Raw genomic sequence first — 23678 nt, forward strand, 5'->3', positions numbered from 1 at the left:
AGTAAAAGGAGTGAATAGAGTGGGTAAAACAATAGTTTGGTTCCGAAAAGATTTACGTTTGCATGATCATCCCGCATTGGTGGAGGCGGCAGCGCATGGTGAAGTGTTGCCCGTTTTCATTTTGCCGGAAACGCGCTATGCAGCATCCGATTGGTGGCTGCATCACAGCTTGCTGGAAATAATCGAACGCTTTGCGAAGCAACAAATTCAGTTCGTGGTGCGTCAAGGGCAACCTGTCGAACAGCTGATGAAGTTGCTAGATGAAAGCGAAGCCGATCAGCTTGTGTTCAATGAATTATATGATCCCGAAAGCCGGGAAGCAGAACGTATAGTAGCGGAGGCTTGTGAGGAAAGACGTGTTCAAGTGCGTTCATTCCAAGGGTCATTACTCGTTGCGCCTGATGCCATCTTTAATAAAACCAATCAGCCGTATAAAGTATTTACACCGTTTTGGAAGCGACTGCGACAAGAACTGATAGCGACACCGCTCGCGACTCCTGAACTCATGCCGTCTACTGCTGAACTTCAGTCATTGCCTTCCGATGAATGGGGTTTGTTATCGGATGTTCGTTGGTATGACAAGCTCGCAAATCATTGGCAACCTGGAGAAAGAGCCGCGATGAAGTGTTGGGAAACGTTCCGAGACTGTGGCTTGTACGATTATTTAGTAGGACGGGATCTCCCCGCCCAATCTAGTGTTTCACGAATGTCGCCTTACTTGGCTTGGGGGAATGTAAGCGTACGTTCGCTATGGCACGGCGCGTTAGCTGCAGCGGAAGACGTCGGTGATCAACAAGTGGAAGCGTTTATTCGCCAATTGGCGTGGCGGGATTTCGATAATTACCAGCTACTGTACTTTCCAGAGATGTTGACGAAACCTGTGCGACCAGAGTTTGAAAAATTTCCGTGGCAACTAGCTGATGATCAGCTGGAGGCTTGGAAAACAGGACGTACCGGTTATCCGTTAGTCGATGCCGGAATGCGTGAATTATGGGAAACAGGCTATATGCATAACCGTGTGCGAATGGTCGTAGCTTCCTTTTTGATTAAACATTTATTGATCGACTGGCGTGAAGGTATGGAGTGGTTTGAAGAGACGCTGGTGGATTTGGATCTAGCGAACAACGCGATGGGATGGCAATGGGTGGCGGGCAGCGGTTTTGATGCTTCGCCGTACTTTAGAGTGTTTAACCCAATCCTTCAGGCCAAGAAATTTGATGAAGAGGCGCGGTATATAAAAAAATGGCTGCCCGAGTTGACGGACATGCCAGTAAAGTATGTATTTCAACCGGCAGAAGCACCGAATGATGTCTTGGAATCAGCAGGAGTAACGATTGGTACATCCTATCCGGCTCCGATTGTGGACCACCAAGCTGCCCGTGCCCGTGCATTGGCAGCGTATGATACATGTAAAAATTCTTAAATTTCATCGATAGATTCAAGCAGATGAATATGTTGTAAATTCAGCCGGTCAGCCCAAATGAACGCTCCGTATCCACCTAGATAAAATTCGGTATGAGGATGTTGGCCTGCAAACTCGTCTAACTCTTGTATCATCTGTGGATTCTCTTCAAATGGAAACGTAGTGGATGCCGACAGCAACACTTTGACAGGCTTGATCTTTTCTATAAGAGACTGGATCGCGCCCGGAGCCGGCGATGATCCAATCATCGCTGTACGCCAACCTTTTAGCATCAGTTGCAGTAAAAAAATATGCACCGGAATTTCATGTGATTCATTAGGGAGGCAAGCGCCAAGCAGTATGGGCGAGTCTTCTCGGTATTGGAAGTTGCGCCGTAGCTGGACGAGTTGATCGCGTACAACCAGACTCGACAAGGCTTCTTGATATTCGTCCCATTCACCACTTGCCCAGAGATCGCCTACTTCCTGCAAAAATGGAATGACGATTTGCTGAAGATAATGTTCAAGTCCTAATCTATGATAGGCGGCTTGCAAGGAGAAGTTTAATTCTAGTTCATCACAATTTTTACCGTGGCGCAATAAGTCGCTCAATGTATCCTCTACATACGTATTTTCTGGATTCAATGGAAGTGTGGAGTTTTTCTGGGATTTCGCCATTTCGGCTGCTTGCGATAGCGCAAAACCATCTTCTGCGTAACGTTTCATCAGCAAAAATAACCGGATATCCTCGTCGTGATAAATTCGATAGCCATTATCTAGTCGCTGTGGAATAACGATGTCATAACGTTCTTCCCACTTCCTCAAAACTTGCCGCGACAAGCCTGTTTGATCTGCAACCTGTTTAATTGTATACGTAGGGGCTTCAGATGATGGCTTCAAAGTGATCAACCTTTCTTTATACTATAAGTAGCGATCCAATATCGCCCGATTCTACATGTCTAACATTATACATAGATTTGACGAGTTAAGTCAAATCTATTATTTTTACAGTGTAGGAAGGTGTCTAGATGAAAACTAAATATATTGTACAAGGTATATGGATTGGCCTCTTAACTGGTGTTTTTCTCGCTATGTTCTTAAAATTTATGCAGTCAATTACAGGTCACAAAGTATATACTTTGTTATTGAATGTTGATTACATACCTATCGTAAAAGAGTATGCATTTCCAGAAGTGATTGAAGTGTTTTTCCATCTAATTGTTTCAATTGTTCTCTGTATCATATTGGTGATTCTGTATGATAAGAGTAGTGGTTTCATTCGTAATCATGCGATATTGTTCCCTTTTCTAGTGAATTTAGCCATCGGATTATTATTGTATCCGACAACTTCTTTTTCTGATCGTACGCCCCCTGTCACGAATATGGTTTCCTTGTTCTGGTGGATGGTCGGACACGCTGTCTATGGTTTCTTCGTAGGAGTTTTGATCAGCAAGAAATCAAAAAGTATAAAATAAGTCTATACCCATCAATTATTCTAGTGTTTATGGGTAGATCTATGTATAATCAAGTAAACTAAACATTGTACAAAGTATTAACAACCTAGAAGCCAGCAGCTTGTTCGTGTCAGTGGAAGAAAAGGAGAATTCCAATATGTGGAGTACGAAAAAACGCAAAACCCCATCACTAGTCCGACCTATTTCCGCTGTTCCTATCAACTTGCAAGTACCTACTAAAGAGATTCAATTGCAGTTAGATGCTATTCAATTAAGTGAGCGAGATTTACAACTTTTACGTGCGTTAAAAGGCCCGATGAACGACCGGATGGATGAAATTGTAGAAGCATTTTATTCTAGTGTGATAGCCGTTCCTACATTGTCTCAAATGATTAAAAAGTACAGTACAACCGATTATTTACGTAAGACGCTAGCTATACATCTCGCGGGATTATTCGACGGTGTGATTAATGAAGCCTATTTGATCAATCGACGTAAAGTAGCTGGTGCTCATTTACGCATTGGTTTGGAACCTAAATGGTATATCGCGGCTTTTCAAAACTTGCATTCAACGATGCTCGATATATTATTTGATTTAGAATTAGATCGTGCAGAAGAGCATGAAATGATTGTGGCGTTAAGTAAGATTTTGAATTTCGAAAAGCAGTTGGTTCTTGAGGCATTCGAAAAGAGTACGAATGACGCAATTCATGCAAATCAGCAACAAGTGAAAAATAGCGTCAAGCAACAAATTGGTAGTATTGCGCTGGAGATTGAAGGGAAGTCCGAGTCAACATATGCAGTCGTCAACGATTTGATTGAGCAATCTACCGTACTCGAAGGGAAAATTCAAGAAAGTATTGTCCGTTCCGAAACTTCAGTAGATCAAGCGCAGTCTGGAATCGAACAGATGGCACAGATGGTGGTCACTTCGGAGACGATCGTTAAGGAAACACAAGGCATGGCGGCATTAATTGAAGAACTGAATCGTTCATCCATTCAAATTGAAGAAGTCGTTCAGTTAGTGAAAAATATAGCTGATCAGACCAATCTCTTAGCACTGAATTCTGCAATTGAAGCGGCACGTGCGGGTGTCCATGGAAAAGGTTTCGCGGTTGTGGCGGATGAAGTCCGAAATCTAGCTGATCAGACGAAACGTTCGACAGAAAATATTGCACAACTCGTCGCGCAGTCGAAGGCGAAGACGCGAGCCGTTCATGATGCGATAGATACCGTCACGAAGTTTGCGGATATGGGCAGGAAAGAAACGGAAACAACTAGAGAAACATTTCGGAACATAACAAAGACGGTTCATTTGACGATTGACGATATCCAGCATTTTTCAGATCATATGAAAAATTTGCAAGGCGTCATTACATCAATTGGCGATGTATCGAAAGAAGTCGTTTCAACTTCTTATGAGTTGGAAGAAGCGATAAATGTCCTATAAAAGGAAGTGAGTCTGCATGTTTTTAGCCTGGAGCGAAATAAAAAAGAATAAATTACGGTTTTTACTCATTACATCGATTTTGCTATTGGTGTCTTTCCTCGTGTTCTTCCTATCCGGACTGGCAAATGGATTAGCCAGCATGAACAGAGAAGCGATCGATACATGGAAAGTCGATGCCGTTTTACTGACAGAGGAATCTGATAAGAGTTTGTATGAATCGGCACTTAACAAGGAAGTAGCCGAAGAGTTGAATGCGAAAGAAACGGCTGTTGTCAGTCAAATGGGTGCCATCGCAAACAATGGTGCCACCAAGCAAAATGTGATGCTCTTCGGTATTGATAGAGAAGAGTTCATCAAGCCGGAAGTCAGTGAAGGAGACCCGACATTTTATGTTCAAAACGGTGTCGTGGCATCTGATGTGTTGAAAGATGAAGGCTTTAAAATCGGGGACACACTCGAGTTGTCTTCATCTGATACGGAACTGACAATTGTCGGCTTTACAGAAAAGGCTCGTTTCAATGCATCGCCTATTCTCTATATGAAGTTAAATGATATGCAGAAAATTAAATATGGAGACGCCTATACAATGAATAAAGACATGGTCAATGCGATTGTCATCAAAGACAAAGACTGGGATACACTTTCCTTGCCTGACAATACGGAAATCATTGAAACGGAAACGTTTATTGAGAATCTGCCAGGTTATACAGAGCAAAATTTGACGTTAACGTATATGATTTACTTCCTATTCGTCATTTCAGCTGCTATCGTTGCGATTTTCCTGTACGTATTGACAGTACAAAAAATCAGCATGTTCGGTCTGATGAAGGCGCAAGGAATTTCCAGTGCTTATTTGGCAAGATCAGTAATCGCGCAGACGTTCATTCTTGCGTTGATCGGGGTAGTCCTCGCGTTCGGTCTGACGTTGCTTGCGGGAAGCTTCCTGCCAAATGCAGTTCCTATCATGTTTGATATACCTACCATGATAATTTATGGTTTGGTCTTAATAGTAGTGGCAATTCTCGGAGCAGTCATTTCGGTTTGGACGATTATCCGAATTGATCCGCTAGAAGCGATAGGAGGGTAAACGATGGTACTGGAATTACGAAATACAAAAAAGACGTTCGGTGAAGGCAATACGTTAGTCGAAGCGATGAAAGAGACAAATTTCGTAGTTGAGCGTGGTGAATTGGTGGCAGTCATCGGTCCATCAGGGTCAGGAAAAAGTACGTTCCTGACAGTGGCTGGCGGTCTACAATCTCCAAGCGAAGGCCAAGTCATCATTAACGGGAAAGAATTATCGCAACTGAATGAAAAGCAACGTTCAAAAATCCGTTTACAGGAAATCGGATTTATATTGCAGGCTTCCAACCTCGTGCCGTTTCTAACTGTCGACGAGCAACTTGAATTGCTGAATAAAGTAAAGAGAGGCAATATGTCGAAAGACGAGCAACGTAAGTTATACGAGGATTTGGGTATTACCAAGTTGCACAAAAATTATCCTTCTGATTTATCGGGTGGTGAACGGCAGCGTGTGGCGATTGCTAAAGCGTTGTTCAGTAAGCCAGCAATTCTTTTGGCAGATGAGCCTACCGCTTCACTTGATTCGGATCGGGCGTTCGAGGTAATGGAGTTATTGCGTAATGAAACGAAGACCAATCAGACAGCGACCATTGTCGTGACACATGACGTGCGGTTGATTAAGTACGTGGATAAGGTGTACAAGATGACGGATGGTGTGTTAAGGCTGGAGAGTGTGGCTGAGGTGGATTTAAATGAGTGAGTTGAATAGCTCGGTAAATAATAAAAATAAACGCTTCGGACGGCTATTTATGGCTTTCCGAAGCGTTTTTTATTGGCGGATTTATTGGGTATGCTCATGAAATTGGGGGGAGTGATCTATACACGGGGGGAAGCGCTCTATGCCACGTGTTAGGCGCTCATAGTCCGTGGCTGGGTGCTCTATACCACTTGTTAAGCGCTCTATCACACGTGGTATTCGCTCATAGTCCATGTGTGAGTGCTCTATGCCACGTGTTAAGCGCTCTATCACACGTGTTATCCGCTCATAGTCCGTGGGTGAGTGCTCTATGCCACTTGTTAAGCGCTCTATCAAACGTGTTATCCGCTCATAGCCCGTGGGTGAGCGCTCTATCACACGTGTTATTCGCTCATAGTCCATGGGTAACCGCTCTATCCCACGAGGTATCCGCTCTATCAAACGTGCAAACTGCTCATAGCCCATTCACGAACGCTCTAAACCCCAAGCATTATCCCAATAAACCGGAGATAATCTTCCGGGCTACCATAATATCCTTCGTTCCATGCACCAACATCCTGCCATCACGGAATAATACGAGTCGATGATCGTTGTATTCACAGGAAACCAAATAGGGATTTTGCTTTAAATTAGAAACAATACCGCGAATCGATTCGGCGAATGGCAGTAGTTCCACTTGTCGGTGCTTCGGCCAGGTTAGTTGTACAGTGTCGCGTCCACACAGCACGGCAGTCCGAATGACTTCATTGGCAGACAGATAAGGGTAGACAGGAGTGGCTGAGCAACTTGGACAACTGGGTTTCTTCATACTTTGCACGTCCATTGCAGCACGTTCGCCTGTCCAAAGATCGACGGATTCTAGACGCGGTTCCATCGACGCGCCCGTTATACACTTCAGCAATTCGGCGGTTTGACGGGCGGCTGTCGTGACGACGATTGGCGAGATGACGCCGACTGTATCGCATGTCAATGACTGTGGCGGTAACGCTTCGAGCAGACAATGCAAGCAGGGTGAGCCTTCTTTTACACCAATAGGAAACGTCAGCCCGTAGCTCCCGACGCAAGCACCCATGAAGAAAGGGATGCCCAGTTGTAATGCGGCGTCATTTGCCAGTAATCGAGTTTCGATATTATCTGTGCCGTCGAGAATGAATTGATGGCCTTCGAATAATTCGAGGATGTTTTCTGGCGTCACATCCGCTACAATCCCACGCACTTTCACATCGCTGTTGATAGCGCGCAATCGGCTTTCCGCAGCAATTGCTTTTGGCAATTGATCGATGACATCTTGTTCCGTATATAATTGCTGTCTATGGAGATTGGTCCATTCCAAAATATCGCGATCGACAATCGTCAGTTCACCGACACCTGCCCGGACTAGCATCTCCGCTCCAGAAGAACCGAGTGCACCCGCTCCTAAGACGAAAACTTTTGCTTCACGAATACGCTGTTGCCCAACCAGTCCGATCGGTGCAAACAGCTCTTGCCGAGAATATTTACCAATCAATTTGTCACAAGTCCTTCAGTGGGACTGCTAGCTACACCATAGTCACGTACTGGCATACGTCCTGCCTTATAACCGAGACGTCCCGCTTCAATCGCCATCTTCATTGCGGCTGCCATCATGACAGGATTTGCCGCTTCTGACACTGCTGTATTTAACAAGACACCGTCTGCTCCGAGCTCCATCGCGAATGCTGCGTCTTTTGGTGAGCCAACGCCTGCATCGATGATCACGGGGACATTGGACTGCTCAATGATGAATGACAGATTCAGCGGGTTCAGAATGCCTCTGCCTGAACCGATTGGCGCAGCGCCCGGCATGATGGCATGAACGCCTAATTCGCATAGTCTTTTTGCGAGTACTACATCGTCTGACGTATAAGGCAATACAATAAAGCCTTCCTCTAATAGCATTTCAGAAGCACGTAATGTTTCTACAGGGTCTGGAAGCAATGAACGGCTGCACCCAATGATTTCAACCTTTACCATGTCACAAAGTCCGGATGCTTTTGCGAGACGCGCGATATGTACGGCTTCTTCTGCTGTGCTTGCACCTGCAGTATTTGGAAGCAATGTATAGCGAGTTAAATCCAATTGCTCTAGAAAATTAGGCTGCGATGCTTCAAAAATATCCATGCGCCGTACCGCGAATGTGAGGATGTCTGCTTCCGATTCTGCGACTGCCTGCTTTTGTATATCAAATGAAGGGTATTTCCCTGTACCTAATAATAAACGTGAAGAGAATTCTTTATCTGCAATTTTTAACATCTTCATCCGCCTCCTACAAAATGTATGATTTCAATTTGGTCTCGATCCATAATCGGTGCATCGTAGTACTCTTTTTGCAAAATTTCTTTGTTTTTCTCCACAATCAAAATACGATCACCAAGTCCTAAATGCTCAAGTAACTGCTGAATCGTCCTTACTTCCGGAACGACTGAATACGACTTTCCGTTCAGGTCAATCATTTTCTCCATTAAACGCCTCTCCTTTTCTATAACTCTGTAAAACGTTTAGTGACCGCATAGGGGATAATACAGCCGCGCCTGCTACGTTGTTTCGCTGCAAATCAGGCAAATGATGTGGCTGAATTCCGCCGATTGCATATACGGGAATCGAACTCCACTTCGCAATAGAAAACAATTCGTCGGTACCGCGTGCTGGTAGGCCAGGTTTTGATTTTGTTTCGAAAACATGCCCGTATAAGAGCCAATCTGCTCCTTCTGTCGTAGCTTTTTTTGCTTCTTCTATTGAATGAATCGAGCAGCCGAATGTTAGCTCGGGAAACTTCCGACGTGCATTCCGTACACTCATGCCATAGCCCGGCAACTGTACGTTCGAAAGGTTTAGCTTGCTGGCTACGTAAGGTCTGGCATGTATAATGAGCTTTTCAAGTGGGAATCCACAATTCGCAAGACGTGAAATCACATCTATCAGTTGTTCATCTGTCTTGGACTTTTCACGCAAGATCATAGCATCCAGAAACGGTATTGTCTGTTGCAAGTGAAGTGTTAGTTCATCAAGCGAAAGACGGTCATCGGTCACGCCAAGTAATTTCATTCATGCCCCTCCAATAGAAAAAACCACTTCCCGAATCGGAAAGTGGTGGATGTGTCGACAGAAATACATACGGAACGACTCGCCACTTCCCTCCGCAGGTGCTAACCTGTTCAGGTAATAAGGGTTTCAGAGCCACACTCTTTTCTCAGTCCTTGTAAAGGATTCCCCTAATGGTCAAAATATTTCATTTTCAGAACTAGCGTATCATGTGTGTGTGAGAATGAAAAGAGTTTCTTCATAAAAACTAGAAGATGATTGCGCCAAACTATTTTATTCATTTGCCTCAATTCACTTGTATTAATTATCCTACGTATAAGATTATTTTGTGAAAACGACCTGGACGTCCATCAACTTTTGTCAAACAATACTTTTTCTTCTCGTCAAAGTGCTTTATACTGAATAGGTAGTACACATTTATGAATAGAGGAGAATCGTACGGATGAAATTAACCTATTCTGGTAAAACGAAAGACGTCTACCGCTTGGAAGATGGCCACGTGCTATTGAAATTCAAGGATGATGTAACAGGGGAAGATGGTGTATTTGATCCAGGTGCCAACACAGTAGGCCTGACGATTGAAGGTGCCGGGAAGTCTGGACTTCGCATGACGAAATACTTTTTCGAGAAATTGGAGGAGCAAAACGTACCGACACATTACATCGATGCCGATCTGGATGAAGTGACGATGACGGTGAAGCCTGCTACGGTCTTTGGTAAAGGATTAGAAGTGATTTGTCGATACCGTGCGGTCGGAAGTTTCTTGCGCAGATTCGGTGCATACGCTGAAGAAGGACAAGTACTGGATGCTTACGTGGAAGTGACGCTGAAAGACGATGAACGTCAAGATCCACCTATTTCGGAAGATGCTTTGGCGCAACTTCACATTTTAACGCATGAAGAATATGCGACACTTAAAGAATTAACAAAGCAAATTTCTGAAGTAGTGCGAAAAGAGATGGCGGAAAAAGGTTTAGAACTATATGATATCAAATTGGAATTCGGTCGCGATCCTGAGCGCAACATCATGTTGATCGATGAAATTTCAGGAGGCAATATGCGCGTTTATCGAGGCGATACATATATTGAACCAATGGAATTAGAAAAGATATTATTCTCATAAAACTTGACCGGAAACGAAAAATGTTTCCGGTTTTTTATGTTTCCTATACTGGCAACCAGTGTGTGTGGCGATACATAGTTTGCTTTTTCACCAGTGTGCGGTAGTGAATTCTAGCTAATGAAAGGGCCTTTTCTATCAGCGAAACTTTAATCTGTCTGCGGCTTTCATTTATTTGTTGGAAGGGGGAAGCGGTTGCGCTCTATGTTTGTCGTTAAGCGCTCAATGTGTCTGTGTAAACGCTCTATGTCGGGCGTAAAGCGCTCAAAGTCCAGCGGTAAACGCTCAATGTCACGAGGTAACCGCTCTATCCAGTCCGCGATCCGCTCTTAAAATGATAGATACATGTTAGAATTTTGAGAAATGGGGTACACTACACACTATGAGTTCATTATCCAATCAGTAATGAACAATGAATTACATAACTTATACAAGGAGGAATTTAATGATGTGGAAATTATCAAGTATTGCATTGAGCTCAGCGTTATTGATGGCAGCTTGCGGGGGCGCTACGGATGAAGGAAATGAAAAGGAAAAAGAACCGGTGAACGGCACGGGTGATCCAGTTGTAGAAGAGGAGACAGTGGAGCCTGAAGTGATGGCGCCGGTTATAAATGTGGATGGAGAAGAAATTGGTTCTGTAACGCTAACGCAAGGGCCATCTGGAGTAGCAATGGATATCGATGTATCCGGCCTTGAGCCAGGAGAACACGGTATGCACTTCCATGAAACCGGCGTCTGTACTGCACCGGACTTTAAAGAGTCTGCTGGCGGTCATTTCAACCCAACAGATAAAAAGCATGGATTAGAGAATCCAGAAGGACACCACGCAGGAGATTTGGAGAATCTTGTGGCGGATGAAGAAGGTAACGCAAAAGTTACTGTGACGACAGATGCAGTTACGCTTGAGTCTGGAAAAGAAAATTCGTTAATGGATGAAGATGGAAGTGCATTGATTATCCATGAAGGCGCAGATGATAACATTACCGATCCAGCAGGCAATTCAGGAACACCATTTGCTTGTGCAGAGATTACATCTGAGAATATGAAGTAATAGGTAAGGCAGGATGTCCCGAGGTGTGGGGCATCCTTTTTTCGCGTGGACGAAGTCTTAATCGAAATATATAAGAACTGGATAATCTGTATTTACAAGGGGTTTCAATCCTAATGATAAAATGGAATAATGCATATCACCATCCTTCTTTCTAACGGCCTCTTCATTCCCACAGACGAAAAAAAGAACGCCCTCCCGGAAAGGGGCGTCCTGTTGATTATCGAACGATCGCGATAATCCCTTCTTCATCATCCAGCTTTAGCTGAATGCCTGCTGCCATCGGATCTTGATCGAGATACTGCTCAATCCAAAGGCGAAGCGCTTCGACGAGACGGGAGGTGTCCAAGTGATGCATTTTGCCGTTAAGCTCTGCATCTGCTGAAAACCCAGTGTCGTCATCGTAAGCAAGTTCGACTTCCACGTCGTCTGGCATTGCACGTGACTCTTTTGCAATTAAGACACAAACCGCATTCACTACGTCTTGTTCGTAGATTATCTGTTGTTCCATTGATTCATATCCTCATTGCGTTTACGCTCTTTCTCTTTGAAGATCGCGAAAATCTTGCGAACCATGTAAATGATGAAGACAATCGCTAACACGTTAATCATCAAGCCCATAATGGAGCCGAGCATACCCATATTCGCAAACAAGCTACCGAATAATAGACCTGCAAGTCCACCGACGAATAGACCTTTCATCAAGCCGCCACCCATTCCGCCTGGCTTCTTCGCTGTGTTACCTGCTGTTGCTTTATCATTACTTTGATTGGTGTCTTGTTTCTTTTCTGCTTTATTCGGTTGCACACGATTTGGTGTACTGAAACTCTTCTTACCGGACTTATAGCCACGTGCTTCGGCAGTAATTTCATCTTGGAAGATGATGTTCCCGATTGGCGACAAAATCAATGTCGCAGCGAGGAAAAATGCAGCAAATTTTTTCAATTGAAAATCTCCTTTAGTGCTGTAATGAAGGTCTTGGATTTACCAAAGCCCTTCTCTTTATTTTACTGGATAACTGATCGTAATGAAAGGAAATTCCCTTACTTGGCGAAGAAGTTTTCTGTATAAAATGGCTGTTCTTTGTCATTAAAGTCTACACCGATCCCAATGAACTGGTAGTCACGGATTAATATGTTTTCTCTATGGCCTTTTGAATTCATGAGCCCTTCATGTGCGAAAATACTACTTGATTGACCGTAAGCTAGATTTTCACCCGCACTGACGAACGTTACTCCTTGCTTTTTCATCCGGTCGAAAGGGGACTCGCCTTGTAAGTTTTCATGACTGAAATAATCTTGTACTGCCATATCTGTACTATGCAGACGGGCTGTTTCGGATGCGAGTTCGTCCCATGTTAAAATGGAGCGGCCATGTCGAACTCTTGCCGCATTCGTCAAATCAAATAGTTGCATCTCAAAGCCTTGACGCATCGCATCGTTTTGAGGGGCATAGAGCGCGGACTTTTTTTGCTCTAGCGAATCGGCTATTAATTGTACTGCAGTTACGGTATTCGCATTATGCAGATCATAAAAGACGTAGATATAGAGACCGTCGGAATGAAAGATATCCATGCCTTCATCATTTTGCAACTTATAGATGTTTGTCCCTTTACGTATTTCAGAGATCGGTTCGCCGAGACCTTCACGTATTTCCGCTTTCGGTACACCATACTCGATGCCGATGGATGAAGCGATGAGGCGATCATTTGTATAGAGCGCATTGACGCGACGTTTGATATCGTATGACAACATGACGAAGTTCTGATAATTGTCATGGAACGTCAGCCATTCCGTTCCATATTCATTGACGGATTTTCGCATAGGTTCACCGAGCTTTTCCTTCACTTGCGCTTCGGTTGTGCCAATTTCGATATTGTGGATGGAAATAATGCCTGTTGCCGGTGCATCGAGCACAGGTTGGGCCACTTCATCTGGGGGACTGCTTCCGACAGCTTTATCGGAAACGAATGTAATAAAATCGACAATCGATTCTTTTGTATAGTCAAGCGCAGATCCAACTACTTCCTCGTTCAGCACGGATTCTACTTTGGCATCAAGCGGTTCGAGAAACGATAAGTCCACGTATTCCGATACCGGGCCTTCCCATAAAGGCTTGAAGGCGTAGAGTAGTACTGCGAGAAAGAGTAACTGAAACAGGCGTTTTATCATAAGAAACCCACTCCTCCATCATATTATACTCTGTTTCACCCTCAGCAATACAGTGGTAACTATGAAATGTTGAAAATTTTCCTACAGAGTAGCAGGAAAAAGGGTATACTAAAAAAAGAATGGAAGTTTGGAAGGAGTGGATGGCATGTTCGGTGGCGTGAGCAGTGTACCTTCCTGGTTTTATATAGTCGCATTTGCAGTCGTCATATTGATTGTCCTGATTACGGAATGGCGAACAAGATGAAGAATGAATTTCATTAGAAAGAAGGAAAAAATATGTTAACATTTGAAGAAAAACAACAGATTATAGAAGAGTTCCCGGAGTTAGTGAAGAAAGAAGTGTCTATGAAACGCTTGAACTATCATTATGAAGAGTCGTTGTATGATAAAACGGTAGTCGTGCAGCATTTGCACCCGAACGGTAATGCATTTGTCTACGTGGCAGATGTTCAAGGTTATGAAGCAGATGACCGCGGTCTAGTCAATGTACGCGATTACTCTGCGGATGAATTCCGTGCAGTGATCCGCGCGGCAATTGAAGGATTGGCGACAGAGGTGCAGGAACCTGAAACAATCGCAGAGACTTGGCAAAATTCCAATGGTCAAATGCTGACGCTTCTTGAAGAAGATGGCTTCTTTAATATTTATCATGAAGTCAACTTAGAAGAGGGCTTCGGAGATTACGGTGAGGCGGCAAGTTATTTGAAAGAAGAAGGCTTTTCCGTCAAAACGAAATAACAGCTACAGGGGTGATATCGAATGAAGGGTAAAACAGTTGCGATTTGGATGATCGTGGTGTTGATTGTGGCGGTAGTGGGCGTCGTGTTAATGGTGCAAGCTACCTTCAAAAGTAATCCTACACAAAAAAATCATCAATCAATGGACAACCAGTCGTATACCGAAATCGGTACGTTTGGCTGGCAATAAAAAGTAGAATGACTGCCAGGGATGTACTATTCCTGGCAGTTTTTCATCGTGTGGAGTTAGTGGTTATGCGAGTACCATCGCCAACGCGTCTCAGCAAATGAAAAAAGCCGCTCAAGTATTCCGGTCAACCTGGACGGAATCTTGCGCGGCTTCATTTTATTTCTTGATGCTATTTTGCTGACTAGTTGATCGGTATAGGCCTTTGCCAAACGGTAGCCACCAGTTCCACTTGCCGAACAGTTTCATTAAGCTTGGCACGAGCAATAGTCTAATAATCGTCGCATCGATCGCCACTGCGACTGCGATACCTACGCCGATTTGCTTCACTGGCATGACGTCTGTAAACGCGAAAGCGCCTGTCAGAACGATCATGATGAGCGCGGCGGACGTAATGACTTTACTTGTCGTGGCCAATCCCTCAACCGTCGACTTATCATTATCGAACGACTGCGCGAACTCTTCTTGCATCCGCGAAATGAGGAATACTTCGTAGTCCATACTTAAGCCGAATACTAGACTGAAGACGATGACTGGGATGATGAGCGCTACGGTACCTGGATTTAATCCGAAGTGGCCGTACTGGAATATATAGACGAGAATGCCGAATGTAGCCGACAATCCGAGAATATTCATCAGAATCGCTTTCACCGGAATAATTAATGAACGGAACGCGAACATCAAGATGAAGAAAGTAGAGACGATAATAATCAGCAACACGTATATGATTTGATCCGCTATTTCATCGAAAATTTCCTGGTTGAATCGCGGTTCGCCACCAAGCAAAATGTTAAAGCCTGTATCTTTCTCTGACCAGTCACGAACCCAGTCTTGTGCTTCGTTCGAACTGCCGGCAGCGTTTAATGTCACGGGAATGAATAAACGGTTACCACTATCGGTGAAATTCTTCAGCACGGGATTGAGTTGGTCGTACATTTGTGGAATACGTAAAGTTTGCTCCCATTCAGAGACGTTATCGATTCCAATGATCGTAAAGACAGTCGAAATATCTTTGACTAATGGGTCATTCGTTAACTGGTCCTGTAATGCGATCATATCGCCGAGACCTTCTGTCGTCTTCCAGCTGCCGTCACGCTCTGCGATCAGGAACACGGTACTCTCGTCGCCTAAACCAAATTCATCTTCAAGTTGTTCAAAGGCTACACGTGTATCAAATGATTCCGGCAATGAATCAATCTGTGGAATCGTCAATTCCATATTTTTTACTGGAATTACAGCGATTGCGAGTAACACAAACGCAACGATTGCAATCGTCACGGGACGCTTGATCACATAATGCGCAAATTTTCTCCAACCGTTCGCCTCTTCGCTACGCTCTTTCAGCAGACGTCCTTTATGGATGCGTTCGCCAAGCATCAGCAGAACGGAAGGCAACAGAGTAAGTGAAGAAACGACTGCCATACCTACGACAATCATTCCCCCAAGTGCGATATTCATGAAAATATCCACTTTGATAAGAAGCATCGCACCGAGTCCGATGAACACACAAATAGCTGAGAATATGATCGAACGGCCTGCAGTGCGAATCGTCATAATGATAGAATCTGACACGCTGCGTTTAGTAAGTTCTTCCCGATAACGACTAATGAATAATAACGCAAAGTCGATAGAGAGGGCGAGACCGAGCATCGGTACGATATTCAGTACGAAGATGGATAGGTCCACCGTATTGCCGAGCAGTGCTAAAATGCCGAGAGTAGAAACGACTGTGCCGATTCCGACGATCAATGGAACGAATGAAGCAACGATCGTACCAAACGCAAACAGTAGCACGATGATCGCAATCGGCAAACCGATCGCTTCAGCTGTCATCAAGTCACGTTGGCTAGCTTGGTTGACATCGTGTTCAAATGCTCCGCCGCCTGTGAGTGTTACGCCTTTTTGACCATCAATCTCGTCGCGGATATCTTCCACGACACGCGGCATATCATCAGGCGCTTTATCGAATTGTAGCAGGGCATAGGATAAGTCTTTTGAATACTGTTCTTTTTCAGTAAGAGGGGATACGATATCGGACACGACCCCGAGTTTTTCCAGCTGATCAAGTGACGCATCGATTTCTGCATCGGATTTTCCGTCAAATACTAAAAATAAAGACTCAGCAGGTAAACCGAAGTCTTCCGAAACGATCTTCATCACGTGTTCATGCTCACCGTCTACGCGGAAGCCATCTCCTGCAAGCAAGCCGGGTAACTGAATAGCGAAATACGCCATCACACCAAATAGCAAAAGCCAAAACGTGAAAATCCATTTATATGATTGAGTTACAAACTTCCCAAAACGTTGCAATGTCATTCCTCCTCACTCTGTGAATCAAGTCCATTATTCACTTGTCTATGCTTATCATAACAATGAAATATAGAGAAGTGTTATGGAAATATGGAAAAAAGTGCACAAAAAAACCACTTCCTAAAAGGAAGTGGTTTGTATAGGTAAATTAGTTTTTAGTAACGTTAGTTGCTTGAAGTCCGCGTTGTCCTTGTTCGATCTCGAAAGACACGTCTTGACCTTCTTCTAGAGTTTTGAAGCCATCACCTTGGATAGCTGAGAAGTGTACGAATACATCGTCGCCATCTTCACGTTCGATGAAGCCATAACCTTTTTCTGCGTTAAACCATTTTACTTTACCTTGTTCCATGTTTGTTTCCTCCTCGTGCACACTCGTGTACACATTGTATTACTATCCTTGCTCAATTTCTAAAAAACGGTCGAGATAAATCGTAGACCAACGTCGAACAAAAATAATTCTTCTTTATCATAACAAGAAAAGTCAGAAATAGCAAGTGGAAAGATTAGTACAAAGGAAGGACTGTTTGGATTTTCATGTCATTATAGGAAAAGTGTGAATATTTTATAGACGACTGCAGCCATTAATGCAGAGATTGGCATCGTGATAATCCACGTCAAAACAATCTTCTGTGCGACTCCCCATTTCACGCCTTTTAAGCGTTGCGCTGAACCGACTCCCATAATAGAAGAAGAGATTACGTGCGTCGTGCTGACAGGTAAATGAAGAAGTGTGGCACCGAAAATAATGACTGCGGAGTTCAAGTCTGACGCAATCCCGTGAATCGGCCGGATTTTCATAATCTTGCCGCCAACGGTCTTGATAATCTTATAACCACCGATTGACGTACCGATACCCATCGCAGTAGCCGCCGCAATTCGTACCCATAGCTGGATATCATCGGTTGTCTGTAATTCTGCCGCTATCAAAGCCATCGTAATAATACCCATCGCTTTTTGCGCATCATTCGTACCATGCGTGAACGATTGAATCGCAGCCGTACCGATTTGCATGTAACGGATACGGCGGTTCGCTTTGAATAAATTACGGTTCTTTAATACCATCCGTAATAGGGTCATGACAAGAAATCCACCAACTAGTGCAATGATAGGAGATAGCAACAGTGCTTGGATGATTTTGATGAAGCCACTGTAATTCAGAATGCCAAAACCCGCTGCCGCAATCGCCGAGCCGGCAATGGAGCCGATCAGTGCATGCGAAGAGCTGGAAGGGATTCCGAAATACCACGTGACCAAGTTCCAGATGATCGCGGAAACGAGTGCTGCCAAAATGACGAGCGATCCGTTTTCCAATACGAACGGATCGACGATATCTTTCGTAATGGTTTTCGCTACGCCTGTGAATGTCAGCGCTCCGATGAAGTTCATCGAGGCGGCCAGCATGATCGCAGTCCGAGGTTTCAATGCCCGTGTCGATACAGACGTAGCGATCGCGTTAGCTGTATCGTGGAAACCATTGATGAAGTCGAACGCCAAGGCAAATATCACGACGAGAATGGTTAGTATGAGAATCGTATCCATCGGTCAGGACTCCTTATGCGTTGCGCATGATGATTGTTTCAATATTATTTGCCACGTCTTGACAAAAGTCTGCGGTATCTTCAAGTAGTTCATACAAATCTTTCAGTTGAATGATGCGGATCGGATCTTTTTCGCGAAGGAACATTTGCTTGATGGAAGTTCGCAAAACTTCATCGCAAATACGTTCGTACTCTTTGATTTGCACAGCATGCGAGCGCATCTCAACTAACTTTTTCTTCGTCAGCAATTCCATCGCAAGAACGATTTCATCGGTACTTTTCATGATGTTATTGATGAATTTCTGCATGTATTCATCAATTTCGATGAGAGAGAACATCTCAAGATTCGCAAGGAAATGCTCCATGCCATCCAAAATATCATCCATGGCAATCGCAATATTCAAAATATCTTCCCGTTCAATAGGTGTCATGAACGACGTATTTAGTTTGGTTATCAATTCATGAATCAGCGTGTCGCCTGCCGTTTCATACTCTTTCATTCGAATACTAATTTCTTTCAGGTCTGACACAGAATGGACTTTAGAATCGTTCGCATAGTGCATAGATGCCTGCACATGTTTCGCGATGTCTAATAATGCTGTAAAAAATGGATCGGGTTTACGTGGACCTAGCATTTAAATTCCTCCATTTATTGTTGACATCGATAGTTATTACATCATACAAAAAACGTGTGGTAAAAGATAGCGAATAGTGTAGAAATTGCGCGAAAGTTAGATGGGGTCCCTTAAGAAAACTTAGTAAATCTAATCAGAGCTTTATTTGGTGGAATATTGTTAAGTTATTGTAAAGATGTATAAGAATTGTTGAAAAAAAATGTGGACATGAGATGATCGCAGTAAAGGATTATATAAATGGAAAGGAGATAGAAACGTTGAATCACATGGCTTCTTCTGTAAAAAGATTAGTAGAACTATTTGTCGTATCTCTTAAACTGGGGCTGACTTCCTTTGGTGGTCCTACCGCGCATTTAGGTTATTTCCATGAAGAGTACGTACGAAAACGTAAATGGATGGATGAAAAAGGCTATGCAGATTTAGTCGCGTTGGCACAATTTCTACCGGGCCCAGCAAGTAGTCAGGTAGGGATTGGTATCGGCGTGGCACGGGCAGGAGTGCTAGGCGGACTGATTTCCTTTCTAGGTTTCACGATGCCATCCGTTGTAGCGTTGATCTTGTTTGCTACGCTTCTGGCAGGCTCAGATATTAGTGGGGCTGGTTGGTTGCATGGTTTGAAGATCGTGGCTGTGGCGATAGTTGCGCATGCAGTACTAGGAATGGCGAAGAATTTAACACCGGACGTCAAGCGAAAGGCCATTGCGTTATTTGCGCTCGTCGTCACACTTTTATGGCAAGCGGCCTTTACGCAAGTCGGCGTGATTATTCTAGCGGGATTAGTGGGGTTATGGCTGTTTAAAGCCCATGATGTGTCAGATTCTGTTTCAACCAAATTCCTCGTATCAAAGAAAATGGGAATCATTTGTCTTACACTGTTTTTCACTTTACTCGGTATTTTGCCATTGCTTCGGGAACTAACAGGGGCGTACTGGGTAGCATTATTCGATAGCTTTTATCGAGCTGGTGCGCTCGTATTCGGAGGCGGTCACGTCGTCTTGCCTTTATTGGAGCAGGAATTGGTGCCAATGGGTTGGATTGGAAACGAGTCGTTTCTAGCAGGTTACGGTGCGACACAAGCGGTTCCGGGACCATTGTTTACGTTTGCTGCCTATCTCGGTGCAGTGATGAACGGTTGGCAAGGTGGATTATTTGCGACCGTTGCGATTTTCTTGCCCGCCTTTCTTTTGATTGTCGGAGCCTTGCCTTTTTGGGACGTCTTACGCAATCATCCGAAAATCAAAGGAGCAGTGATGGGTGTCAATGCCGCGGTTATCGGAATTTTACTCTCGGCGTTATACAATCCGATCTGGACAAGCTCCATTTTACGGGCAGAGGACTTTGCATTGGCAGCGATTTTATTCAGTATGCTGACCTTTTGGAAGATGCCTCCGTGGATCGTCGTGTTAGTTGGGGCGCTAGGCGGAACACTACTTTCCATATGGTAGAAAGGCAATAAAATGCGGTTGCTTTTTTGTTATATTGAATAAATTCTATAGAAAAAAGAGTTTTGTACATATGAATGCTTCATTATACCGAGCTTGCCGATTGTGGCGGATGACCTAAACGCTTCGACATCGCTTGTCCAATTAAGCCTGACGGAAACCGCTCGTCATAACGCTCATAGTGTATGCAATCGCTTCTGTATTATGCGCGTTTAGTCGGGATATCTGGATGTTTGTTGCACATTAAAGTAAATGTTGTAATACATTTTCGAACTTCAGTACTTAAATTAAAATAAGTTAAGACAAAACAATAATGTATACACTACCTACAATGAGTGATCTAAGTACCTCCTACTCACTAAGCAACTCTCCCTAACCCTTTTTAATTCAAATCTGCTCGAAAATAGGGCATGATAGAGATAGAGAGTCTGATTATTATTTTGAGAGGTGGATGTAAAGATGGAATATCGTATTGAGCACGACACGTTCGGAGAAATACAAGTACCAGCGGATAAGTTATGGGGCGCGCAGACGCAGCGCAGTAAGCACAACTTTAAAATCGGCGGGGAACGCATTCCGCTTGGTGTAATCCAAGCCTTTGCCCATTTGAAAAAATCAGCAGCGATCGCAAGTCATTCATTCGGCAATCTGTCCGAAGTTAAAATGAAAGCTATAAAAACAGCAGCAGAAGAAGTCATTGCAGGCAAATGGGACGAGCACTTCCCGTTGGTCGTTTGGCAAACAGGAAGCGGTACGCAGTCGAACATGAACATGAACGAAGTACTCGCTAACCGTGGGAACCAGTTGCTTGAGGAGTGGGGCGAGGAAGAACGCCTGCATCCGAATGATGATGTCAATAAATCCCAAAGTTCCAACGATACATTCCCGACAGCACTGCATGTGGCGGGAGTTATCGCGATTGAGCGCGAAGTATTGCCAGCAATCGATAAATTAGCTGCCACACTTCAGAAAAAATCCGAAGACTTTGCAGATATTATTAAAATTGGACGTACGCACTTACAAGACGCGACGCCATTGACTTTAGGACAAGAAATCAGCGGTTGGCACAGAATGCTAGAGAAAACGCACAGCATGCTGAAAACTAGTGTAGAGACGATGAAAGAACTCGCAATCGGCGGTACAGCAGTTGGAACAGGACTTAACGCACCAGCTGGCTTTGGCGAAAAAGTAGCGGAAGAAATTTCGAAGTCCGTGGGTATCGAGTTTACGTCTGCTCAGAATAAATTCCATGCATTGACGAGCTACGATGAAGTCGTCTATACACATGGCGCACTGAAAGCATTGGCTGCGGACTTGATGAAAGTAGCGAATGACGTACGTTGGTTGGCAAGCGGTCCTCGTTCAGGTATCGGTGAAATTACGATTCCAGAAAACGAGCCCGGCAGCTCAATTATGCCAGGTAAAGTGAACCCGACACAAAGTGAAGCGTTGACGATGGTTGTGGCACAAGTAATGGGGAACGACGCAACAATCGGTTTTTCAGCGAGCCAAGGGAACTTTGAATTGAACGTCTTCAAACCCGTAATTATTTACAACTTCCTACAATCAGCGAAATTACTTGCTGACGGTATGATCAGCTTCAACGATAACTGTGCGGTAGGGATTGAACCGAACCATGAAGAAATCGACAATAAAGTGAAAAACTCCTTGATGCTAGTCACAGCATTGAATCCATATATCGGCTATGAAAATGCGGCGAAAATTGCGAAGAAGGCTCATACAGAAGGTACAACGCTGAAAGAAGCGGCACTTTCTACTGGTTTATTGACAGAAGCACAATTTGACGAATATGTAGATCCAAGCAAGATGACTGGCAACTCATAATTGTCACGAATTTGTGCGCTTGTTTATCCTGCAAATCTTGTATACTAATGACATAACCTCTATACGAAGGAGTCAGGAATATACATGAAAAAGAAGTTACTTGCAGGGCTGGCGGCGCTGACATTGATGCTTGCTGCATGTGGAAACGACGCTACAGAAAAGCCTGCTGAAGTAAATCCACAAGATGCACAGGCAGAAGCAGGACATGATCACGGAGAGCATTTGCCGAACGGTGATTTGCAGGAAGTGACCGCTTCAGCGGATATCCTGCCTTCATTCCTTGATGATAAGCCGGAAGACATGCGCATGGTCTATCAAGTGGCAGGCAACGCAACGGACATTTTGGAATACATGCCTTGCTATTGCGGTTGCGGAGACAGTGCTGGACATAAGAGTAATATGAATTGTTTCTTGGATGAAGTACGCGAAGACGGCTCCATTGTCTGGGATGATCACGGCACACGTTGCCTAGTTTGCCTAGAGATTGCTGTGAAATCCGTGCAAATGAAGCAAGACGGCAAGTCGATGAAAGAAATCCGTGACGCGATTGATACGGAATATGGCAACGGAGAGTATGCGAAACCTACAGATACTCCAATGCCTGCTTGATTGATTGTATAAGCTGCAGATTCACTCTTTTTAATGGGAGTGGGATCTGCAGTTTTTTTGTTGCGCTCAATGCCCGCGGCCCTACACCTTACCTCCCCACATTTTATCGCCGCGCCATCCAATCTTTGGCATTCGCGACTTCCGCTCAATGAATCACGCTATCTGCTCAATGTAGCCCGGCAAGCGCTTTATGCGTAGCGTTATCCGCTCAATCTTGATCCGCAACCGCTCATAGTTTCACGTTACCCGCTCAATGAACCCACGCATCCGCTCTATGTCCGCGGCCTTACACCTTACATTCCCAGATTTTATCGCCGCGCCATCCAAATCTTTGGCATTCGCGGCATCCGCTCAATGAATCACGCTATCCGCTCAATGTAGCCCGGCAAGCGCTCTATGCGTAGCGTTATCCGATCAATCTTGATCCGCAACCGCTCATAGTTTCACGTTACCCGCTCAATGAACCCACGTATCCGCTCTATGTCCGCGGCCCTACACTTTACCTCCCCACATTTTATCGCCGCGCCATCTAATCTTTGGCATTCGCGACTTCCGCTCAATGAATCACACTATCCGCTCAATGTAGCCCCGCAAGTGCTCTATGCGTAGCGTTATCCGCTCACTCACCATCCGCAACCGCTCATAGTTTCACGTTACCCGCTCAATGAACCCACGCATCCGCTCTATGTCCGCGGCCCTACACTTTACCTCCCCACATTTTATCGCCGCGCCATCTAATCTTTGGCATTCGCGACTTCCGCTCAATGAATCACGCTATCCGCTCAATGTAGCCCCGCAAGCGCTCTATGCGTAGCGTTATCCGCTCACTCACCATCTACAACCGCTCATAGTTTCACGTTACCCGCTCAATGAACCCACGCATCCGCT

General features: G+C 44.4%; 24 protein-coding genes and 1 riboswitch. Of the genes, 12 read left to right on the forward strand and 12 right to left on the reverse strand.

Features of this window, described 5'->3' with window-relative positions; translation table 11 throughout:
* The first annotated feature begins 19 nt into the window (after positions 1–19).
* A complete protein-coding gene (locus tag CSV73_RS12045; protein WP_158232351.1) occupies positions 20–1423 on the forward strand; it encodes a cryptochrome/photolyase family protein in 1404 nt (467 codons plus the stop codon).
* On the opposite strand, the gene CSV73_RS12050 is transcribed toward CSV73_RS12045, so the two are convergent.
* Positions 1420–2301, reverse strand: coding sequence for a MerR family transcriptional regulator (locus tag CSV73_RS12050; protein ID WP_158232352.1), 882 nt, complete (start codon positions 2299–2301; stop codon positions 1420–1422). The genes CSV73_RS12045 and CSV73_RS12050 overlap by 4 nt on opposite strands.
* 128 nt (positions 2302–2429) lie before the next feature.
* Here CSV73_RS12050 and CSV73_RS12055 point away from each other — a divergent pair, with 128 nt between their 5' ends.
* The 4 genes from CSV73_RS12055 to CSV73_RS12070 all read left to right on the forward strand — a co-directional run bounded on the left by CSV73_RS12055 (position 2430) and on the right by CSV73_RS12070 (position 6088).
* Positions 2430–2876 carry a hypothetical protein gene (locus tag CSV73_RS12055; RefSeq protein ID WP_085132455.1) on the forward strand — a complete coding sequence of 149 codons (447 nt, stop codon included), beginning with the start codon at positions 2430–2432 and terminating at the stop codon, positions 2874–2876.
* A gap of 136 nt (positions 2877–3012) precedes the next feature.
* Positions 3013–4305, forward strand: a complete 1293-nt coding sequence (locus tag CSV73_RS12060; protein WP_099627709.1) for a globin-coupled sensor protein — start codon at positions 3013–3015, stop codon at positions 4303–4305.
* A 16-nt stretch (positions 4306–4321) separates the two neighbouring features.
* The gene (locus CSV73_RS12065) at positions 4322–5392 is read left to right on the forward strand and encodes an ABC transporter permease (protein ID WP_099627710.1); all 1071 of its coding nucleotides are present in this window, start codon (positions 4322–4324) and stop codon (positions 5390–5392) included.
* A 3-nt stretch (positions 5393–5395) separates the two neighbouring features.
* A complete protein-coding gene (locus CSV73_RS12070) occupies positions 5396–6088 on the forward strand; it encodes an ABC transporter ATP-binding protein (RefSeq protein WP_099627711.1) in 693 nt (230 codons plus the stop codon).
* Positions 6089–6575: 487 nt separating this feature from the next.
* Here the strand turns inward: CSV73_RS12070 and CSV73_RS12075 are convergent, their stop codons facing one another.
* The 4 genes from CSV73_RS12075 to CSV73_RS12090 are packed head-to-tail and all read right to left on the reverse strand — an operon-like array spanning position 6576 to position 9148.
* Entirely contained in the window at positions 6576–7592 is a 1017-nt protein-coding gene (locus tag CSV73_RS12075; protein ID WP_085132459.1) for a ThiF family adenylyltransferase, read from the reverse strand.
* Positions 7589–8362 carry a thiazole synthase gene (locus CSV73_RS12080; protein WP_099627712.1) on the reverse strand — a complete coding sequence of 258 codons (774 nt, stop codon included), beginning with the start codon at positions 8360–8362 and terminating at the stop codon, positions 7589–7591. Before CSV73_RS12080 ends, CSV73_RS12075 begins: the two co-directional genes overlap by 4 nt.
* Complete coding sequence (gene thiS, locus CSV73_RS12085) at positions 8359–8565, reverse strand: sulfur carrier protein ThiS (RefSeq protein WP_085132461.1); 207 nt, start codon at positions 8563–8565, stop codon at positions 8359–8361. Before thiS ends, CSV73_RS12080 begins: the two co-directional genes overlap by 4 nt.
* On the reverse strand, positions 8549–9148 hold the full coding sequence (locus CSV73_RS12090) for a thiamine phosphate synthase (RefSeq protein ID WP_099627713.1): 600 nt from the start codon (positions 9146–9148) through the stop codon (positions 8549–8551). Before CSV73_RS12090 ends, thiS begins: the two co-directional genes overlap by 17 nt.
* Positions 9149–9218: 70 nt before the next feature.
* A riboswitch (TPP riboswitch) is annotated at positions 9219–9327 on the reverse strand.
* A gap of 260 nt (positions 9328–9587) precedes the next feature.
* On the opposite strand from CSV73_RS12090, the gene CSV73_RS12095 reads away from it, so the two are divergent.
* Together CSV73_RS12095 and CSV73_RS12100 are read left to right on the forward strand one after the other, a co-directional pair.
* Positions 9588–10268 carry a phosphoribosylaminoimidazolesuccinocarboxamide synthase gene (locus CSV73_RS12095; protein WP_099627714.1) on the forward strand — a complete coding sequence of 227 codons (681 nt, stop codon included), beginning with the start codon at positions 9588–9590 and terminating at the stop codon, positions 10266–10268.
* A 442-nt stretch (positions 10269–10710) separates the two neighbouring features.
* Complete coding sequence (locus CSV73_RS12100) at positions 10711–11319, forward strand: superoxide dismutase family protein (RefSeq protein ID WP_085132464.1); 609 nt, start codon at positions 10711–10713, stop codon at positions 11317–11319.
* A 217-nt stretch (positions 11320–11536) separates the two neighbouring features.
* Here CSV73_RS12100 and CSV73_RS12105 read toward each other — a convergent pair whose 3' ends face one another.
* The 3 genes from CSV73_RS12105 to CSV73_RS12115 all read right to left on the reverse strand — a co-directional run bounded on the left by CSV73_RS12105 (position 11537) and on the right by CSV73_RS12115 (position 13487).
* Positions 11537–11827: a DUF2653 family protein gene (locus tag CSV73_RS12105; protein WP_099627715.1), complete on the reverse strand. Its 291-nt coding sequence runs from the start codon at positions 11825–11827 to the stop codon at positions 11537–11539.
* Positions 11812–12261 (reverse strand): hypothetical protein, encoded by a 450-nt coding sequence (locus CSV73_RS12110; RefSeq protein WP_099627716.1) that lies wholly within the window; start codon positions 12259–12261, stop codon positions 11812–11814. The genes CSV73_RS12105 and CSV73_RS12110 overlap by 16 nt, the downstream gene beginning before the upstream one ends.
* A 98-nt stretch (positions 12262–12359) precedes the next feature.
* Positions 12360–13487: a CAP domain-containing protein gene (locus tag CSV73_RS12115; RefSeq protein ID WP_085132467.1), complete on the reverse strand. Its 1128-nt coding sequence runs from the start codon at positions 13485–13487 to the stop codon at positions 12360–12362.
* A gap of 276 nt (positions 13488–13763) precedes the next feature.
* Here CSV73_RS12115 and CSV73_RS12120 point away from each other — a divergent pair, with 276 nt between their 5' ends.
* Complete coding sequence (locus tag CSV73_RS12120) at positions 13764–14225, forward strand: hypothetical protein (protein WP_085132468.1); 462 nt, start codon at positions 13764–13766, stop codon at positions 14223–14225.
* 21 nt (positions 14226–14246) lie between these two features.
* Positions 14247–14414, forward strand: a complete 168-nt coding sequence (locus CSV73_RS16515; protein WP_157111248.1) for a hypothetical protein — start codon at positions 14247–14249, stop codon at positions 14412–14414.
* 156 nt (positions 14415–14570) lie between these two features.
* Here the strand turns inward: CSV73_RS16515 and CSV73_RS12125 are convergent, their stop codons facing one another.
* The 4 genes from CSV73_RS12125 to CSV73_RS12140 form a co-directional block, all read right to left on the reverse strand.
* Positions 14571–16727, reverse strand: a complete 2157-nt coding sequence (locus CSV73_RS12125) for an MMPL family transporter (RefSeq protein WP_199093098.1) — start codon at positions 16725–16727, stop codon at positions 14571–14573.
* Between the two features lie 142 nt (positions 16728–16869).
* The gene (locus CSV73_RS12130) at positions 16870–17070 is read right to left on the reverse strand and encodes a cold-shock protein (protein ID WP_009766462.1); all 201 of its coding nucleotides are present in this window, start codon (positions 17068–17070) and stop codon (positions 16870–16872) included.
* Between the two features lie 191 nt (positions 17071–17261).
* On the reverse strand, positions 17262–18260 hold the full coding sequence (locus tag CSV73_RS12135) for an inorganic phosphate transporter (protein WP_085132470.1): 999 nt from the start codon (positions 18258–18260) through the stop codon (positions 17262–17264).
* 13 nt (positions 18261–18273) lie between these two features.
* The gene (locus CSV73_RS12140; RefSeq protein WP_085132471.1) at positions 18274–18894 is read right to left on the reverse strand and encodes a DUF47 domain-containing protein; all 621 of its coding nucleotides are present in this window, start codon (positions 18892–18894) and stop codon (positions 18274–18276) included.
* 266 nt (positions 18895–19160) lie between these two features.
* Here CSV73_RS12140 and chrA point away from each other — a divergent pair, with 266 nt between their 5' ends.
* From chrA to CSV73_RS12160, 3 genes are all read left to right on the forward strand, one after another.
* Complete coding sequence (gene chrA, locus CSV73_RS12145) at positions 19161–20339, forward strand: chromate efflux transporter (RefSeq protein WP_099627729.1); 1179 nt, start codon at positions 19161–19163, stop codon at positions 20337–20339.
* A 456-nt stretch (positions 20340–20795) separates the two neighbouring features.
* Positions 20796–22181 (forward strand): class II fumarate hydratase, encoded by a 1386-nt coding sequence (fumC, locus tag CSV73_RS12155; RefSeq protein WP_099627718.1) that lies wholly within the window; start codon positions 20796–20798, stop codon positions 22179–22181.
* A gap of 84 nt (positions 22182–22265) precedes the next feature.
* On the forward strand, positions 22266–22790 hold the full coding sequence (locus tag CSV73_RS12160) for a PCYCGC motif-containing (lipo)protein (protein ID WP_099627719.1): 525 nt from the start codon (positions 22266–22268) through the stop codon (positions 22788–22790).
* Positions 22791–23678: the final 888 nt, after the last annotated feature.

It is taken from the genome of Sporosarcina sp. P1 (assembly GCF_002743155.1).
GTDB lineage: Bacteria > Bacillota > Bacilli > Bacillales_A > Planococcaceae > Sporosarcina > Sporosarcina ureae_B.